Below are 16,625 nucleotides of genomic sequence, written 5' to 3' on the forward strand. Positions count from 1 at the left end.
AAGAAATTCGAAAGCTTGCATGCGCTTTACCGAGGCGATCATCGAAGCCCCCGGGCACGGCATGAGCGGCGGTCATCATAGCACCGGGCAAATCGCGCCGGCAGCGTCGCCCAGGCGCGCAGGTGCGCCGGACAGATGCGTCCTCACTCTCCTGGGTACTTGAGCCCGAGCGTCGCACGCGCCGAATCCATCATCGAGATCATCTGCAGCGACTTCGCGTGCGTCATCACCGGGCTCTCGAGTTCGCCCGCGCGGATCAGGCCGCAAAAGTGCGCCGTCTCATAGTTGAGACCGCCGCCTTCGAACGGCGCGTCGAGCTCGGCGACGCGGCCGTCGACGTAGCGGATCGTCGCGCGCGCCGGGTTCCACCAGTTCTCGTGAATCGTCACGCAGCCGAGGGCCCCGCTCAAAAGCGCATCGCCCTTGCCTTGCAGGTCGAGTCCGCAAAAGAGCTGCGCGATTCCGCGTTCGTGCCGGCAATTGAGGCTCGCGAACGTGTCGACGCCCGTCGGGCCCAGACGGCCGATCGTCTGCACGTCGAGCGGCGCACCGAGCCAGTCGACCGCGAGAAACGCCTCGTAGATGCCGATATCGAGCAGCGCGCCGCCAGTATGCTCGAACGAAAACGCGGGATGGTCCGCAGGCACGTTCGCCATCGCGCAACCCGCGCGCACGAGCCCGACTTCGCCGATCGGGTCGCGTGCCAGGTGTTCGCGCAGCGTGCGGTAGAGCGGATAGAACGGCGGCTTCATCGCTTCCATGAAGAGCCGCTTCGCGCCGCGCGCCGCGGCGAGCACGCGCGCGAGCTGCTGCGCGTTGATCGTCGCGGGCTTTTCGCAGAGCACGTGCTTGCCCGCGGCGAGGGCCGCAATCGCGTAGTCGGCGTGGCTGTCGTGCAGCGTGGCGATGTAGATGGCGTCGACGTCGCTCGCGAGCAGCGCGTCGAGGCTTGGGCACGCGCCGGCGCCGAATTGCTGCGCGTAGGCTTCGGTCGTCGACGCGCGGCGCGACCAGACGTGCGTCATATGCGCGTTCGGCACGTGCGCCAAGCCGAGTCCAAAGCGGCGCGCGATATTGCCGGCGCCCAAAACGCCCCAGCGGACGGTCTCACTGCTAGTCGTATCCTGATTCATCGATGAACGGGGTGACGGATGGTCGGTTTCAAGAATCGCGCGGCGCCGACGCCCGCGCGCTGGGATCGCCGTAATGATAAGCGGCTCGCCGTGGGCGCGCGCGAACGGCCTGGCTTGAGGCAGCGATTGGGAAATGTCGGGAAACGGCCTGGCCGACCGTCACATGCAAACGACGCGCAAACGTTTGCGATCACGGCGACCGAAAAGAAGGGAGGACTGAAACCCGATCGCAGGACACGCTCGGGCGGCGCCCTGCGTCGGCAGGCGCCGGGCAGGCACAGGCGCTTACTTGCGGCCAGGCATCTCGATCGAGAACTCGCGGCCGATTTCGTCCGCGGTGAAGTCGATCAACGCCAGCGCCGCCGACTCGGCCTCTTTCGGGTCGCGCCGCTCGATCGCTTCGACCATGCGCGCATGCGTGCGCACGGAGATCTCCCAGACGCCCGGCTTCTGATTGACCATCGGGTTCACCGTGGTCAGCGCGCCGCGAATGATCGCCGCCATCTGCTGGAAGAACTGGTTGCCGCTCGCATGCACGATGCGCGTATGCAGCAATTCGTCGGCCGCCTCATAGCCCGGCTCGCCGGGCGCGATCGTCTTGAACACGTCGAACGCCTCGCGGATGCCCGCCACCTCCGACACGCTCGCACGCGCGGCCGCCTGCGCCGCTGCGCGCGGCTCGATCAGCATCCGGAACTCGATCACGTCGCGCATGAAGATCGGATCGGGCTTCGCGCGAAAGCGCCAGTTCACGACGTCCTCGTCGATCATGCGCCAGTCGCGCATCGAGCGGATGCGCGTGCCGACCTTCGGCCGCACATCCAGCATGTGCCGCGCAAGCAGCATCGACAGCGCTTCGCGCATCACCGTACGGCTTACGTCGAATTCTTTCGACAGCACGTCCTGCGGCGGAAGAATCGCCCCATATTTTTCTTCGACGATGCCCGTCACGAGCCCGTCCATCACTTTGCTGACCAGTGAGCGGTCCTTGCCCTGCTCCATGACACCCCCCGATGCGCCGTCCGACGCCTGATTCATTTCGCGCCCTCGCGTGCCCTGTTGTCGATCTGATACGGTGCTGCGGCCAATATGAGTATGCCAGTTGGGAAACACCTGACAGGGTTTTTCCGTCTGACAAAAGCGCAGCCTAACGTGGTTGCGCCGCAAAACGCCGTGCCAGCCCGTACCTTCAAACCGGTGAGTACCATAGGACATTGTAGAAAATGAGCGACGCCCAAACGTACGCGATCGCACATTGCGGCTCATCGGCGCACCGCTGCCGCCAATGCGTCGAACGCGTACTCCCTATTACCCCCCATTACCCCTTATCGCCCTGGCTCGCGTCACCCCGAGCCTCAGCGCATGCCGAACGGTCCCGCCGCGCAACGCTCCCCGCAAACATGGCGCCGTTCGATCGGCTCGGCCACGCCGCACGGCCCGCCGCGCACGAACGCGACGAACGGCATGCTGCACTCGGCGCGGGTCTCGAGCGCCCCGCGAAAGCCGAATCTTTCATAGAGCGGACGCTGCGCCGCCGGCGCGAGCGCCCTCACCCGATGTCTCGGCCAGCGCGCGTCGACCACGTGCATCACATGCTCCAAAAGCGCGTAGGCTGTCCCGTCGCCGCGACGCGACGGGCTAGTCAGCATCTTGTCGATCAACACTTCCTGATGTTCGATCTCGCCGGGACGAATCCGCGCATACGCGAGAATCGGCATCGGTCGCGTCATGTCTTCGTGCGCGAACACGTGCAATGCCGCCTCGTCATGACCGTCCGCATCGAGATGCACGCGCGACGCCTCGACGACGAAAACCGCACTGCGCGCGCGCAGGATCAAATACAGTTCGCGCGCGCTCAATTGATCGAATTTCAGCGTTGCCCAGTTCATCGCTGGTTTCCACCAGGAAAGTACGACGAATCATCATGGTTGCACGGTACGTCGCGAAACAAGCGCTCACCGTGCGCAATCGCACCCAATTTACCGATTTCAGCCTACGAATTCAGGGGTATCCGGCGCAATCTCCCTTTTCCCGATTAGTTGCCAGTACTTAGCATTCCTGCGCAAGGCACCGGACCGGCGCAATGGCCGCGATATCCGGCGTAAACCGGCACTGTGCGATAGAGTGTTGGCGCAGCCACAACGCCGCGGCAATTCACTCAGACGAAAGCGGCACTGATATGACGAAAATGGCCGCGCCGTGGGTAAAACGCCCATGTCTCAACAATGAGTCATTCGCGGCACGCTTAACTTATTACAATGCACGTGACGTTTTCGGACTCGTCGGTGTCCTTTGTTTCAGCTTTGTCGGCGCTTCAATTCATCGTTCGAATTTGCAACCATTTCGGCGCGCGTCCTTGTCCGTCAAGCTTTGCGATTGCGCGGACCCGTCATTGCAGCGCAGCAAAATCCGCCCCGGATGCAACACATCTGAATCAATTTCGGCACGCGGGCCTGGGTCGCCATCCGCCGCCGACGCGGCCGAATCGTCTGGCTGGCGCCGTTGGCCGGATGCTTGGCGCGTACCGCCTAAAGCCCTGTCCCGTCTGGACGCGCAGCGCTCTAACGCAACGCCGCTGCTGCGCATGCCACGGCGCCACCGCATTTTGCAGATTTGAAACAAAAACGGACCGACTGGCGCCCGAACCGCGTCGCAACAAGGTCAGCGCCCCCTTCCAAGCGAGCTTTTCGGGGGCTTGGCACGATCCTCGCTCAAGGAAGGCGCACAGAGCGCAACCGCACAGACGAGCGCCACCGCGAGAGAGCGCGAGGCCACAAGAAGCGCGGCAATCCTGTCGAAATGCTTTCAAGCATGACGATCGACAGATGCCGTGAACGGACCAGAAACACGAGGCGTGTACAGCACAGCTTCCACCGAGGACCGAATATGTTGACCCTACAATCCGACCTGCATGGCAACCATTTGCTTGGGGCGTTGCCATCCGCCGAATGGCAAGCATTGACGCCCCATCTCGAACTGGTGCACTTGCGCACCGAACAATTGCTGTGCGACTGCGGCCACAAGATTCACCACGTCTACTTTCCGACGACCGCCATCATCTCGATCCTGGCGATGATGGAAGACGGGGGGTCAGTCGAACTCGCGGCCGTGGGACGTGAGGGCATGACCGGCGTACAGGTGCTCACGGGGGGAGAAACGATGCCGAGCCGCGTGCAAGTGCAATGCGCGGGCTTTGCATACCGGATGAGCGCGCAACGCTTGCGGCAGGAATTCGGGCGCTCGGACTTCCTGCGCCGCCTGATGCTGCTCTATATGCAGGCGCTCCTCACGCAAGTCGCGCAGACCGCCGCGTGCAACCGTCATCACTCGCTGTCCAAGCAGCTCTGCCGCTGGCTCCTGATCGAGGTCGACCGCGCGGCCACGAACGAGCTGGCCGTGACGCAGCAACTCATCGCCGACATGCTCGGCGTGCGCCGCGAAGGCATCACCGAAGCGGCCGGCAAGCTGCATGACCAAGGACTGATTCATCACAGCCGCGGCCACATCAAGGTGCTTGATCGAAAAGGCCTCGAAATGCGCGCGTGCGAATGCTACGGCCTCGTCAAGCGCGAATTCGACCGCCTGTTGCCGGCCCTGCATCAAACCGATACCGTCAGCTGAGATTCACGAAGAGCGCGCTTACAGCTCGCTCTTCAATGCGAGTTGATATCGCTGCGCACGCGCTCGCCGATTTCGTAGAGCGCGGCGAGCATCGCAAGATGAGCGCGCTCGCTGGCGGCTTCTGCGTCGCTCATGCCGTCGCACGCCCGACCCCCGATGATGATGCCGAGGCATAGCGCGTAGTTGCTCGCAAACGCCGTGGGAGAAGGATCGCTGCGCTTCATTCCCTCATACGCGGTGTCGAGCGCGTGCCGCAGTTCGGCTTGCATGTCGTGTCCTTGAGTCTTGTCCTGCTGCGCGGGTCAGGCCGGTCGCTCAGCGCTTGGCGTATTCGATCGTTTCGACGCCCGTCTCGGTGCCGAGCAGGCAAAGATCCGCTCCGCGGCCGGCGAACAGGCCCACCGTCACGACGCCGGGCCACGCGTTCACGATCGCTTCGAGCGCGCGCGGATCGGCGATCTGCAAGCCTTTGACGTCGATGATCTCGTTGCCGTTGTCGGTGACGTAGGGCGATCCGTCCGTCTTCACGCGCAGCACCGGCACGCCGCCTGCTGCCGTCACGCGCCGGCCGATCGCCGTGCGCGCCATCGGCACCACCTCGATCGGCAGCGGGAACTTGCCGAGCACGTCGACGCGCTTCGTCGCATCCGCGATGCAGACGAACACATCCGACACGGACGCCACGATCTTCTCGCGCGTGAGCGCACCGCCGCCGCCCTTGATCATCGCGCCGCCGCGATCGATTTCGTCGGCGCCGTCGACATACACGGGAAGCGACTCGATGTCGTTCAGATCGAACACCTTGATGCCGTGCTTTTCGAGCCGCGCAGTCGTCGCGACCGAGCTCGACACCGCGCCGCGATAGCGCCCTTTGACGGCGGCGAGCGCGTCGATGAAGCAGTTCGCCGTCGACCCGGTGCCGACGCCGAGCACGGCGCCTTCGGGGACATGGGCGTTCACGTAGTCGGCGGCGGCAAGGCCCACCCGTTGCTTGAGTTCGTCTTGGGTCATGGCTGAGGGAGAGAAGCGTGCGAAAGAGGGAAGTTTACCGGAGTCGGGCGGCGAGCCGGCTTTGCGCGGGCCTCGCCGTCGATGAATCATGCAGCTCGCGTTCTGGCGGCCATGACTAAGCCTTCGCGCCCGCCTTGAGCGCACTGCGCTGTCTCACCGCCTCGAACAAGCACACCCCGCTTGCCACCGACACGTTGAGACTCTCCACTGTCCCCGCCATCGGGATATGCATGACTTCGTCGCAGGTATCGCGCGTGAGACGGCGCATGCCCTCGCCTTCGGCGCCCATCACGAGCGCCACCGGGCCGTCGAGCTTGGTCTCGTAGACACTCGCCGTCGCCTCGCCCGCCGTCCCCACCACCCACACGCCCGCGTCTTTCAACTCACGCAGCGCGCGCGCCAGGTTCGTGACGGTGATGTACGGCACCGTTTCGGCGGCGCCGCTCGCCACCTTCGCTGCCGTCGCGTTCAGGCCTACCGCGCGGTCGCGCGGCGCGATCACCGCATGCGCGCCGGCCGCATCGGCGACCCGCAGGCAGGCGCCCAGATTGTGCGGATCGGTCACGCCGTCGAGCACGAGCACGAGCGCCGGGCCGTTGATCCCGTCGAGCAATTCCGCGAGGTTCTGCGCGAGCGGCAGATCGCCCGCGCGCGCGACGACGCCCTGGTGGCGCTCGGTCCGCGCGAGACCCCACAGGCGCGTCTCGTCGGCTGCGATCAGCCGCACGCCCGCTTGCTTGGCCGTCTGCAAGAACTCCTGCATGCGGCGGTCGCGCCGCGTCGCGTCGTAAAAGACCTCCTCGACCGTCGACGCGTCGTGCCGCAAACGCGCGGTCACTGCGTGAAATCCGTATAGAACCTTGTGACGTGCCATGACTGAGACAACCTTTGCTAGAACGCGCGCGATGAAGAAACGGCCGGCGCGCGGCCGCACGAGCATCGCGCGTAACACCATGAAAGGCGCCGCATGGCGAGGCCGGACGGCCCGCCATGCGGCGCGATAGGGCTCTACGTGCCGCGCGCCGTCAAGCGGCGCGCGGCACGCGTTGCATCAATACTTCTTGCGTGAGCGGGTTTTCGATGCGGGCTTCGACGCCGCGCGTTTCTTCGACGCCCCGCCGCGCGACGCCCGCGCTTCCTTCACGGCCGCCGATTTCGCGGGCGTCGCCTTCTTGTGGTGCGTGCCGTCCGCTGCTGCCAGCGTACGGACGCGCGGCCCCGCTTCGCCATCCAGCATCGATTTGTCGGCGAGCGCCGGGCGGCTCGCGGGCACCTTGATCGGCGTATCGCGCACGAGACGGAAGTCGATCTTGCGCGCGTCGAGATCGACACGGCTCACCTGCACGCGCACGCGGTCCGACAAGCGGTAGCGGATGCCTGTGCGCTCGCCGCGCAATTCGTTCTTGACCTCGTCGTACTGGAAGTAATCGGAGCCGAGCTCAGTGACATGCACGAGGCCCTCGATAAAGAGCGCATCGAGCTGCACGAAGATGCCGAACGACGTCACGCCGCTGACCATTCCCCCGTACTCCTCGCCGAGCTTGTCGCGCATGAAGTAGCACTTGAGCCACGCCTCGACGTCTCGCGACGCTTCGTCGGCACGCCGCTCGTTTGCCGAGCAATGGAGCCCGAGCTCTTCCCAGATCGCCGTATTGGAACGAGAGCGGCCGCGCGATTCGTCGTCGGCCTGCTGCATCGCGCGCGCGCGCGGCGAAATCGACGTATTGAGCGCCACGCCGTGCGGCGCCTGAGGCTGATACTTGCGGCTCGCCAGGATCGCGTAGATCGCGCGGTGCGTGAGCAGGTCGGGATAGCGGCGGATCGGGCTCGTGAAGTGCGCGTAGGCGTCGTACGCGAGACCGAAGTGGCCGATGTTGTCGGGGCTGTAGACCGCCTGCTGCATCGAACGCAGGAGCATCGTCTGCAGCATCTGCGCGTCGGGCCGGTCGCGGATCTGCGCCATCAAGGCGGCATAGTCGCTGGCGTGCGGGGTGTCGCCGCCGCCGAGCGTCAGGCCCATCCCGCGCAGGAACGTGCGCAGGTTTTCGAGCTTCTCCGCCGTCGGGCCGGCGTGCACGCGGTACAGGCCCGAGTGCTTGTTGCGCTTCATGAAGTCGGCCGCGCAGACGTTCGCGGCAAGCATGCATTCCTCGATCAGCTTGTGGGCATCGTTGCGCTGGCGCGGCACGATCTGCTCGATCTTGCCCTGCGCGTTGCAAACGATGTAGGTCTCGGTCGTATCGAAGTCGATTGCGCCGCGCTTCTGGCGCGCGGCGAACAGCGACTTGTACACGCCGTAGAGGTTTTGCAGGTGCGGCAGGAGCGCTGCGCGGCGCACCGCTTCCGGCCCCTTCGTGTTCGCCAGCACTGCTGCGACTTCGGTGTACGTGAGCCGCGCCGCCGAATGCATCACGCCCGGATAGAACTGGTACGCCTTGATCTCGCCGCGCGCGGTGATGACCATGTCGCAGACCAGCACGCAACGGTCGACCTGCGGATTGAGCGAACACAGCCCGTTCGACAGCTTCTCCGGCAGCATCGGAATCACGCGGCGCGGAAAATAGACCGACGTGCTGCGCTCGAGCGCATCGACGTCGAGGCCGCTCTCCGGATGCACGTAGTACGAGACGTCGGCGATCGCGACGATCAGGCGGAAGCCCTCGCCGCGGCCGACCTTGATCGGCTCGCAATAAACGGCGTCGTCGAAATCGCGGGCGTCCTCGCCGTCTATCGTGACGAGCGGCACATCGCGCAAATCGACGCGAAGGCGAATATCCGCCGGACGCACTTCGTCGGGCAGCTTCGCAGCCTGCTGGAGCGCGGCTTCGCTGAATTCGTGCGGCACGCCGTACTTGCGCACGGCGATTTCGATTTCCATGCCCGGGTCGTCGATGTCGCCGAGCACTTCGGCCACGCGTCCGAGCGGCTGCGAATGGCGGCTCGGGAATTCGGTCAGATCGACGACGACCACTTGACCGACTTTCGCCTTCTTCGTGTTCTGCGTGATCAGGATGTCGTGGCCGATGCGCTTGTCCTCGGGCGCCACGATCAGCGCGCCGTTTTCGTTCAGCAGCCGGCCGATGACGCGCTTGTTCGCGCGATCGGTGACTTCGACGACGTGCCCTTCCGGCCGCCCCCGGCGGTCATAGCCGACGATGCGCGCGAGCACGCGGTCGTTGTGCATGACCTTCTGCATCTCGGTGTTGGGCAGGAACAAGTCGTCCTGGCCGTCATCGCGCACGACGAAGCCGAAGCCGTCGCGGTGACCCTGCACGCGGCCCGCGACGAAGTTCGACGGGTGGGTCAACTGGTAGTAGCCGCGCTTGTCGAGGCGGATCTGGCCATCGCGTTCCATGGCCGCCAGACGCTTGAAAAATCCTTCGCGTTCCTGGCGTTTGATCGACAGCGTTTCGGCAATGTCGTTTGCGGCTAACGGCGTTTCGCTTGTGCGCAGCACGCCGAGAATTTCTTCGCGGCTCGGGATCGGATAAGGATATTTGCTCAAGGGCTTGTCGATGGTATGTACTCGTCTCGGTCGGACCCTGGCCGGGGCGTTGACGCAGCGGGCTGGCGGGTGGTGCGGGCCATTCTAACATCCGCCGCAGTGCCGACCAGTCGCGCGGCGAGCGCCGCTCGGCACTGCGGCGGCGGCCCATCGAAGCGAATCAAAATGCTTGACAGCTTCGCGAGGCTCGCTATAATGGCGTTCTTTGCAGCACACGCACCTGCCCAGGTGGCGGAATTGGTAGACGCACTAGTTTCAGGTACTAGCGGGTAACTCCGTGGAGGTTCGAGTCCTCTCTTGGGCACCAACAGTTGTTCCGGCGTAAGCCGAAGTAGTCCGAGAAACCCCGTAAGATCAAAGTCTTACGGGGTTTTTTGTTATGCACTGTCCCACGACGTTCCGCTTGCATCCGCCTTTTTTGCGTACACACGAAAGCAGGGGAAATCCCATGCCCAGACGTGCAGAACCCAAGTCGGAAGTTGCGTTTCGCAATGCCGAAGCGCGCGCTCCACGGCCGAGGCCTGGTCACGCGCATCGGCAAGCTTGAACTGCGCATCCCGCCCGACCGGCAACGAACATGAGCAAACCGTGGAATCCCGGTGACATCGCGCCCCAAACCGGCCGGCGCGTCATCGTCACCGGTGCAAACAGCGGCATCGGCTATCACACCGCGGCAATCTTGGCTCGCCATGGCGCCGAGGTCGTACTCGCGTGTCGCGACGAAGGGCGCGGCGCAAGCGCACTCGCCCGCCTGCAGGGAGAAGTGCCTGCAGCCCGGGCGCAGCTTGCGCAACTCGACCTCGCCAGCCTCGCGTCGGTGCGCGCCTTTGCCGACCGCGAGCTTGCGCTACGCAAGCCGCTCCACCTGCTCGTCAACAACGCGGGCGTCATGGCGCCGCCCCGACACCTCGAAACCGCCGACGGCTTCGAGCTGCAATTCGGCACGAACGTGCTTGGGCATTTCGCGCTGACCGGCCTGCTCCTGCCCGCGCTCGAGATGGCCGCGGACAGTTCGCCCGAACGGCCGCGCGTGGTAACGATCGCCTCGATCGCACACAAGCAGGGCCGGCTCGACTTCGACGACCTTCAGGCAACGCGACACTACCGGCCGATGTTCGCCTACCGGCAGTCGAAACTGGCCGACCTCATGTTTGCGTTCGAACTCGACCGGCGTTTGCGCGCTACCCGATCGCGCGTGATGTCGGTTGCCGCACATCCCGGCGTCGCGAATACCAATCTGTTTCGCAGCGGCGACCATTCGGCCGCTAGCCAGGCGGCCCGCGCCGCCCTTGGCGGTTTCATCGGCGCCGTGCTGAACAGCGACCTGGCCGGCGCGCTGCCGACGCTCTATGCGGCGACTGCACCCGACGTCGTCGACGGCGGCTACTACGGCCCGCTCGGCCTGTTCGAGGCGCGCGGCGAACGGGTGGGACCGGCAAAGGTCGCATCCCAGGCAAGGGACGAAGCCGATGCCCGGCGACTCTGGCAGGCGTGCGAGGCACTGACGCGAACGGCGTTCGGATAGGTGATGCTTTTGCCAAAACCTTATCGCGATTATTGGAATGTTCAATTGTTGTTTCTCGGGGACTCCCGGCATCATTGATCCATGTCCAACGTTGGCGCATCGGCGGCCACATGACTGCCCGATTTGAGCTAGAGGATCGAGATGAGCACCGCTGAAGCACAATTGGGATTGACCGAGCGCACCTCGCGAGGAATCGTCGAAGTACTGGCCGGGCGCAACAAGAAATGGAGCTCGAAGCTGCTGTTCGCCGGCCCCGCCGTAGTCGCCTCCATTGCGTACATGGATCCGGGCAATTTCGCGACCAACATTCAGGCTGGGGCAAAGTACGGCTATTCACTGCTCTGGGTGGTGCTCGCCGCGAACATCATTGCGATGTTGTTCCAGGCTCTTTCGGCCAAGCTCGGCATCGTCACGAACCGTAACCTCGCCGAGCTCAGCCGCGAGCATTTTCCGGTGGCGGTTGTCTACGGAATGTGGGGCGTGAGCGAGATCGCGGCGATGGCGACAGATCTTGCCGAGTTTCTCGGCGGCGCAATCGGTTTATCTCTGCTCTTCCACATACCGTTGTTACCCGGCATGATCGTCACGGGTATCGTGACTTATGCCATTCTCACTGGACAGAAGCAGGGCTACCGCCCCCTCGAGTTGATCATTGGCGGACTTGTCGCAGCCGTCGCGTTGTCATATGTGATCGAACTTCTGATCGTCCATGTAGATTGGCCCGCTGCGATGACGGGAACATTCGTACCGCAACTCAGCGGCCCCGGCGCCTTGTCTGTCGCAGTCGGAATTTTGGGCGCAACGGTCATGCCGCACGCGATCTATCTGCATTCAGGTCTGACGCAACACCGTACGCGAGCACGCAACCACACAGAACGCTTCAAGCTGGTGCGTTTTTCGAATATCGAGGTTCTGATTGCCCTCACCGTAGCGGGGCTCGTCAACATGGCGATGGTAATCATGGCCTCGGGCGCTTTCCACGCGGGCCACCCCGAGGTGGCCGAAATAGAAACGGCGTATCACAGCCTGACGCCGTTACTCGGCTCTGCTGCGGCCTGCGTCTTTCTCGTTTCATTACTGGCATCCGGCGTATCCAGCTCAGTGGTCGGAACGATGGCAGGGCAGATGATCATGCAGGGTTTCACTGGATCGCGTATCCCGGTCGGGATTCGCCGGCTTGTCACCATGGTGCCGGCCTTCTTGGTCGTCGCGCTCGGTGTCAACGCGACCGACGCTTTGATTTACAGTCAGGTCGTGCTGAGCTTTGCGTTACCCGTGCCGATGATCGCCCTGGTTATTCTGACCTCACGCCGCGACGTGATGGGCGCGTTTGCGAATCGTGGATGGGTGGCCTGCGCAGCCATTCTTGGCACTGTCGTGATTCTGGCTCTCAATGCGGTCCTGCTGCTGCAAACGTTCGGCGTCGCGATACCCGGGCTGTGAATGTAGCGCTGCGCACCTTCCACTTGCCGGGTCGAAAGCACGAAGCGATGTAGTGCCTCGGTTGTGCAACGCCACCTTGCGTTGCACGATCTTGACCGTCAACCACCACCTTGTTCCATTCGCTTCGAGAGCGAATCGATAACGACATCGGATGTTCGATCGTCGCCGCCTGATCCTCGACGTTTTTCTGTAGCTTGTCGTTGGCGACAAGCGTCGCAGTCTTCCCTTGCGCCGAGCCGTCACAAACCTTTCGCCGACAGGACTCGATTGCGCCGGACCTCGTTTGGCGTTTTTCCTGTCCAGCGCTTGAACGAAAAGGGTTGCTCATTGCTATAACCGACGAACATGGCTCGCATCTCAAGATTGTATTTTTAGCCGCGCAAGCTCTCCATTAACCTTTGATTACCGACCCGCGAGTGATGACATCAAGTCATCCTCAATAGCGAGACGCGCTGTAATACATACCGGTTACACGGCTTTACTGCCGGTATGCTGTAGGTTGGCAGTCGACACTGAACCAGTGCTTTGACCACTTCATTTGATAAGGATCCCGAAATGACTACGTGCGGTTCGACATCCTTGTCCTTGAGACGGTCCACCGTCGCAGACAGCGCTTCCACCGTACATGCTGAAGGCAGGACACATACGGCGCGTGTACCGGTCTGGGCAGGCGGCGCCGCTCCGGCGGCGGTTCGCACTTCGACAACAGATGAAGTTTCGTCGCCCCCAATACCCCGATTCCGTTCGTTCATTTCAAGGAGCCCATCATGAAAATGCTTGCCAGTCTTACGATTGCCCTCTGCGCCCTCTCCGCTCCCGCATTGACGTTCGCACAAAGCAGCGCACCCGTCACGCGTGCGGAGGTTCTTGCGGACCTGGCCCGCCTGGAAAAGGCGGGCTACAACCCGAATACCAATGGCGACAACTATCCGGAGGACATTCAGGCCGCGGAAGCAAAAATTGCCGCGCAGCAAGCTGACAGCGCAATGGGCGGATCGTCGATGTCCGGCACGTCGTCAGCTGGCGCGCCGGTTGCCGCAACCGGATACGCTCGGCCGGCCTGCGTCGGCCCGGTGAGCTACTGCAATATCTTCTCCGGCAACTGATTGCCGACGGCTCGCCCGACAGCGCCCGAACGAGCCGGCAAATGTGCCGGCATTGTCCAGACGTCGTCGCCTACAGTGTCCGCAGCTTCAGGACCTTTGCAACGAAGACCACGTTAAATGATGAACCCGCCGCCACTACGCATCGCCTGTCAAATGGTGTTGACCTCGTTGACCCCTTACGTCACCGACGTTTTGCTGCACTCCGACAACAGCGTTGCCGGCGCGATGCTGCTGATCCTGGGTACGTCGGTCCTGCATCTCGTTCGCCGCCTCGGTTCGAATGCACGCCCGAGCTGCTCGAGCACGCGATCACCGAGCTGATCCGGCTCGCCCGCATTTCGATGTCGACAAACAGACCGCCGCAAGGCGGAAGGCGGAATCGAAGCAAATGGCCAAGGTAGGCTGCCGCCGGTTTTGGGCGCCATGTGCAACGCACTCGTACTAGATAAACATGCTCGCGGCCACAGTGACCTTGCGTCCTTAAGTCCTCTACGCCGATCGCGAACACAACTCCGAGTCTCATCGTCAGTCGCTTCGCGCAAAAAAAAAGCGATAAGCGGGAATAAACACCGCGCGGCGGTGTTTGCAGGCTCGTATGCTAGCTCGTCATCGCTCTACAAGGAAACCTGTCGTGAAGCTCACTTCGCGTGCTGCCGGCGCATTCTGCGTGTCGCCCGGGCGTGGTTATGCGGCCGCACAGTCCACACTGTACGTCTATGGCCCCAGCGGTCCTGCGCCCGCAATACGGGAAACAGCGGCCGCGGTCGAGAAACAGACCGAGACGCATGTCGAAGTCACCGCCGGCCCGACTCCCTCCCGGACCAACCACGCGCGGACGGATGCCGACCTGATCTACGGCGGCGCCGAAACGATGATGTCGGACTTGCTGGTCGTCAACGGCGCCGGACATAACGGCGGGTGGGAGGACGTGGCCGGCCATCTCGGCGACATCCGCACCGCCGAGGCGCTGCGCCGGAATATCGTGATCTACGCGAACAACAGCGCTCTCGCGCGTCAGACATGGATCTCGCGGCCCGGCCTCGACGCGTGGCTGATCTGGAACATCCGGCTAAGAAGTCCAACTTTTTCCGGTCGACCCCTATGAATTTCACTCACCTCTTCGCCTTCTACGAAGTCGCCCGTGCGGGCAGCGTCAGTGCTGGTGCGGAACGGCTGCACGTGAGCCAACCCGCCGTTACGCGCGAAATACGCGACTTGGAGGAACGGCTCGGCATGAGCCTGTTTGACCGTTTGCCGCGCGGCGTCGCCCTGACGGAAGCAGGAACGATTCTGTTCGACTATGCTGACCGGATCTTCACCCTGGCTAACGCAGCAGAGAGCCAGTTGAAAGAACTTGCCGGCCTCGGTGCCGGCCACATGAAAATCGGTGCAAGCGGCACACTTGGCGTGTATCTCGTGCCCGATATGATTGCGGGCTTCAACGCGAGCCACCCGCGCGTCGCGATCGACCTCACTGTGACGAACACTGAGCGCGTCGAAGCCGGGCTGCGCGACCTGACGTTCACGCTCGGCTTCATTGAAGGACCGTTCGATGACACGATCCTGCACGCGCGCTGCATCGGTTCCGACGAAATCGCTGTAGTCGCGGCCGCGGGTCATCCGCGCGCGGGATCGCGGCTGATGGCGCGCGAGCTCGTCGGCCAGGCAGTCATCATGCGCGAGCCCGGTTCAGGCACGCGAGCAATCGTCGAGGAAGCGTACGTGCGCATCGGCCTGAGCATCGAGCCGCTCATGTCCGTGAGCGATACCGAGGCGATCAAGCGCATGCTCCTCGCTCAGCATGCGCTCGCCTATGTGTCCGTGCTCAGCGTGAAGGACGAGCTGCGGCGCGGCGAACTGACGATCATCGACGTCGAGGATCTCAGCATCAAGCGGCCGCTGTACATGGTATGGGTAAAGGGGCGCTCTCTCTCGCCGAGCAGCCAGGCGCTGTTCGATCTCGTCGTCGACTCGACGGCAGCGTCCGTCGACTCCGCCTACCGGACGCGCGAGACGCCCAAGGTCATTCCGCGCAGGAAAAGTGCAACGTAGTCGATGGAGCGCCCACACGGAGCCAGTGCCGACTAAACATGGCTTTCCGTGCTCGACGCGGTGGCGCGGAACTGTCTGCAGGTTGCGCAGGACCAGGGAACGAGGCGCGGCGACTGCAACCCAGGCGCTCTAGCGCCGTTTGCGGATTCGATCGACAAGACGAGAGCCGCCGCTAAAACCCCCTTTGCTCACGCCAAGTCATGCTGCTCCCGCCGCGGGCTGCGCGTCGCCGGCCGAATCGTGAGCCGCGCCCACTCACAGAGCAAAGGCATCGCCGATCATCAGCAGGCTCGGCTGCGTCGGGTCGAACCACGTCTGCGCCTCGCCGTCCGCGAGGGCGGCGAGCGTCAGCGCGAGCGTGCGCTCGCGCGCCGTGCTGCATGCCTCGACGATCGCCACAGGTGTCGCCCCCGCGCGGCCAGCTTCGATCAACCCCCGCGCGATTTCCGGTGCGCTGTCGCGGCCCATGTAGAACACAAGCGAGTCCGCATTGGCATGCTCACGGATTTCGGTGGTGTCGGCCGCAGGCGAGTGCGTCACAAGGGCCACACTGCGCGCGACGCCGCGCAGCGTGAGCGAGCGGCGCAGCGTCACCGCGGCCGCCAGCGCCGCCGTAATGCCCGGAACAATCTCGTACTCAACGCCTGCCGCCTCGAGCGCTCGCATCTCTTCGTCCCCACGGCCGAACAGCATCGGATCGCCGCCTTTCAGGCGCACGACCACGTCGTGCTCGCGCGCCGCATCGACGAGCAGCTTACTGATCAAATGCTGCGCTACCGAGCGCTGCCCGGAGCGCTTGCCGACCGCGATGAAATTCGCGTCGCCGGGCGCATAGTCGAGCATGGCCGGCTCGACCAACGCGTCGTGCAGCACGACGTCGGCCGTGCTGAGCAGCCGCGCGGCGCGGACCGTGATGAGATCCGCCGCGCCCGGTCCAGCGCCGATCAGATATACCTTTCCCATTGCCCTGAAGTCTCCCGTTTCGGCTCGCGCTTGCACGCGTCGTGTGCGAGCGCATTCAGGCGAAGTACGCATGGATCGCCCGCAGCCGCCGCAGGACGCGTCAGCTCGTCGATCGGGACGGGCAGCGCCTCGGGAGGCTTGATCGTTACTTGAAACGCTGGCGTGACGAAGCTCAGGCCGCGACCTGCTGCGCGGCACGCCGGCGGAACAGCGGATTCGGGTTGTCGACGGCGCCCTGGTACAGCACGGAGAACTCTCCGAACGCC

Annotated in this window: 14 protein-coding genes and 1 tRNA gene; 7 read left to right on the top strand and 8 right to left on the bottom strand. The window is 63.8% G+C overall.

Annotated elements, in window-relative coordinates:
• Positions 1-143 precede the first annotated feature (143 nt).
• The 3 genes from J3489_RS33635 to J3489_RS33645 all read right to left on the bottom strand — a co-directional run bounded on the left by J3489_RS33635 (position 144) and on the right by J3489_RS33645 (position 3,022).
• Positions 144-1,133: a Gfo/Idh/MocA family protein gene (locus J3489_RS33635; protein WP_207005134.1), complete on the bottom strand. Its 990-nt coding sequence runs from the start codon at positions 1,131-1,133 to the stop codon at positions 144-146.
• Between the two features lie 285 nt (positions 1,134-1,418).
• Positions 1,419-2,135 (bottom strand): FadR/GntR family transcriptional regulator, encoded by a 717-nt coding sequence (locus tag J3489_RS33640; RefSeq protein WP_207005149.1) that lies wholly within the window; start codon positions 2,133-2,135, stop codon positions 1,419-1,421.
• A 353-nt stretch (positions 2,136-2,488) separates the two neighbouring features.
• The gene (locus J3489_RS33645) at positions 2,489-3,022 is read right to left on the bottom strand and encodes a GNAT family N-acetyltransferase (protein ID WP_207005135.1); all 534 of its coding nucleotides are present in this window, start codon (positions 3,020-3,022) and stop codon (positions 2,489-2,491) included.
• Between the two features lie 997 nt (positions 3,023-4,019).
• On the opposite strand from J3489_RS33645, the gene J3489_RS33650 reads away from it, so the two are divergent.
• Positions 4,020-4,754, top strand: a complete 735-nt coding sequence (locus J3489_RS33650) for a Crp/Fnr family transcriptional regulator (RefSeq protein WP_207005136.1) — start codon at positions 4,020-4,022, stop codon at positions 4,752-4,754.
• A 32-nt stretch (positions 4,755-4,786) separates the two neighbouring features.
• Here the strand turns inward: J3489_RS33650 and J3489_RS33655 are convergent, their stop codons facing one another.
• The 4 genes from J3489_RS33655 to rnr form a co-directional block, all read right to left on the bottom strand.
• Positions 4,787-5,023: a hypothetical protein gene (locus J3489_RS33655; RefSeq protein ID WP_207005137.1), complete on the bottom strand. Its 237-nt coding sequence runs from the start codon at positions 5,021-5,023 to the stop codon at positions 4,787-4,789.
• Between the two features lie 46 nt (positions 5,024-5,069).
• Complete coding sequence (rpiA, locus tag J3489_RS33660; RefSeq protein ID WP_207005138.1) at positions 5,070-5,765, bottom strand: ribose-5-phosphate isomerase RpiA; 696 nt, start codon at positions 5,763-5,765, stop codon at positions 5,070-5,072.
• Between the two features lie 115 nt (positions 5,766-5,880).
• Positions 5,881-6,639, bottom strand: a complete 759-nt coding sequence (gene rlmB, locus J3489_RS33665; RefSeq protein ID WP_207005139.1) for a 23S rRNA (guanosine(2251)-2'-O)-methyltransferase RlmB — start codon at positions 6,637-6,639, stop codon at positions 5,881-5,883.
• Between the two features lie 177 nt (positions 6,640-6,816).
• The gene (gene rnr, locus J3489_RS33670; RefSeq protein WP_207005140.1) at positions 6,817-9,270 is read right to left on the bottom strand and encodes a ribonuclease R; all 2,454 of its coding nucleotides are present in this window, start codon (positions 9,268-9,270) and stop codon (positions 6,817-6,819) included.
• 222 nt (positions 9,271-9,492) lie between these two features.
• On the opposite strand from rnr, the gene J3489_RS33675 reads away from it, so the two are divergent.
• The 6 genes from J3489_RS33675 to J3489_RS33700 all read left to right on the top strand — a co-directional run bounded on the left by J3489_RS33675 (position 9,493) and on the right by J3489_RS33700 (position 15,396).
• Positions 9,493-9,577 (top strand) — tRNA-Leu (locus J3489_RS33675).
• A 270-nt stretch (positions 9,578-9,847) separates the two neighbouring features.
• Positions 9,848-10,795 (top strand): oxidoreductase, encoded by a 948-nt coding sequence (locus tag J3489_RS33680; RefSeq protein ID WP_207005141.1) that lies wholly within the window; start codon positions 9,848-9,850, stop codon positions 10,793-10,795.
• 141 nt (positions 10,796-10,936) lie between these two features.
• Positions 10,937-12,238 carry an Nramp family divalent metal transporter gene (locus J3489_RS33685; RefSeq protein WP_207005142.1) on the top strand — a complete coding sequence of 434 codons (1,302 nt, stop codon included), beginning with the start codon at positions 10,937-10,939 and terminating at the stop codon, positions 12,236-12,238.
• Between the two features lie 764 nt (positions 12,239-13,002).
• A complete protein-coding gene (locus J3489_RS33690; RefSeq protein WP_374193514.1) occupies positions 13,003-13,344 on the top strand; it encodes a DUF4148 domain-containing protein in 342 nt (113 codons plus the stop codon).
• Between the two features lie 631 nt (positions 13,345-13,975).
• Entirely contained in the window at positions 13,976-14,449 is a 474-nt protein-coding gene (locus J3489_RS33695) for a type 2 periplasmic-binding domain-containing protein (RefSeq protein WP_207005144.1), read from the top strand.
• The gene (locus tag J3489_RS33700) at positions 14,446-15,396 is read left to right on the top strand and encodes a LysR family transcriptional regulator (RefSeq protein ID WP_207005145.1); all 951 of its coding nucleotides are present in this window, start codon (positions 14,446-14,448) and stop codon (positions 15,394-15,396) included. Before J3489_RS33695 ends, J3489_RS33700 begins: the two co-directional genes overlap by 4 nt.
• A gap of 255 nt (positions 15,397-15,651) precedes the next feature.
• Here J3489_RS33700 and cobA read toward each other — a convergent pair whose 3' ends face one another.
• Positions 15,652-16,359, bottom strand: a complete 708-nt coding sequence (cobA, locus tag J3489_RS33705) for a uroporphyrinogen-III C-methyltransferase (RefSeq protein ID WP_207005146.1) — start codon at positions 16,357-16,359, stop codon at positions 15,652-15,654.
• Between the last annotated feature and the right edge of the window lie 266 nt (positions 16,360-16,625).

The organism is Trinickia mobilis, assembly GCF_017315705.1.
Classification (GTDB): domain Bacteria; phylum Pseudomonadota; class Gammaproteobacteria; order Burkholderiales; family Burkholderiaceae; genus Trinickia_A; species Trinickia_A mobilis.

Bases quoted from the DNA above. Each gene is read 5' to 3' on its own strand.
- J3489_RS33635 (WP_207005134.1), bottom strand. From the start codon at position 1,133: ATGAATCAGGATACGACTAGCAGTGAGACCGTCCGCTGGGGCGTTTTG.
- J3489_RS33640 (WP_207005149.1), bottom strand. From the start codon at position 2,135: ATGGAGCAGGGCAAGGACCGCTCACTGGTCAGCAAAGTGATGGACGGG.
- J3489_RS33645 (WP_207005135.1), bottom strand. From the start codon at position 3,022: ATGAACTGGGCAACGCTGAAATTCGATCAATTGAGCGCGCGCGAACTG.
- J3489_RS33650 (WP_207005136.1), top strand. From the start codon at position 4,020: ATGTTGACCCTACAATCCGACCTGCATGGCAACCATTTGCTTGGGGCG.
- J3489_RS33655 (WP_207005137.1), bottom strand. From the start codon at position 5,023: ATGCAAGCCGAACTGCGGCACGCGCTCGACACCGCGTATGAGGGAATG.
- rpiA (WP_207005138.1), bottom strand. From the start codon at position 5,765: ATGACCCAAGACGAACTCAAGCAACGGGTGGGCCTTGCCGCCGCCGAC.
- rlmB (WP_207005139.1), bottom strand. From the start codon at position 6,639: ATGGCACGTCACAAGGTTCTATACGGATTTCACGCAGTGACCGCGCGT.
- J3489_RS33680 (WP_207005141.1), top strand. From the start codon at position 9,848: ATGAGCAAACCGTGGAATCCCGGTGACATCGCGCCCCAAACCGGCCGG.
- J3489_RS33685 (WP_207005142.1), top strand. From the start codon at position 10,937: ATGAGCACCGCTGAAGCACAATTGGGATTGACCGAGCGCACCTCGCGA.
- J3489_RS33700 (WP_207005145.1), top strand. From the start codon at position 14,446: ATGAATTTCACTCACCTCTTCGCCTTCTACGAAGTCGCCCGTGCGGGC.
- cobA (WP_207005146.1), bottom strand. From the start codon at position 16,359: ATGGGAAAGGTATATCTGATCGGCGCTGGACCGGGCGCGGCGGATCTC.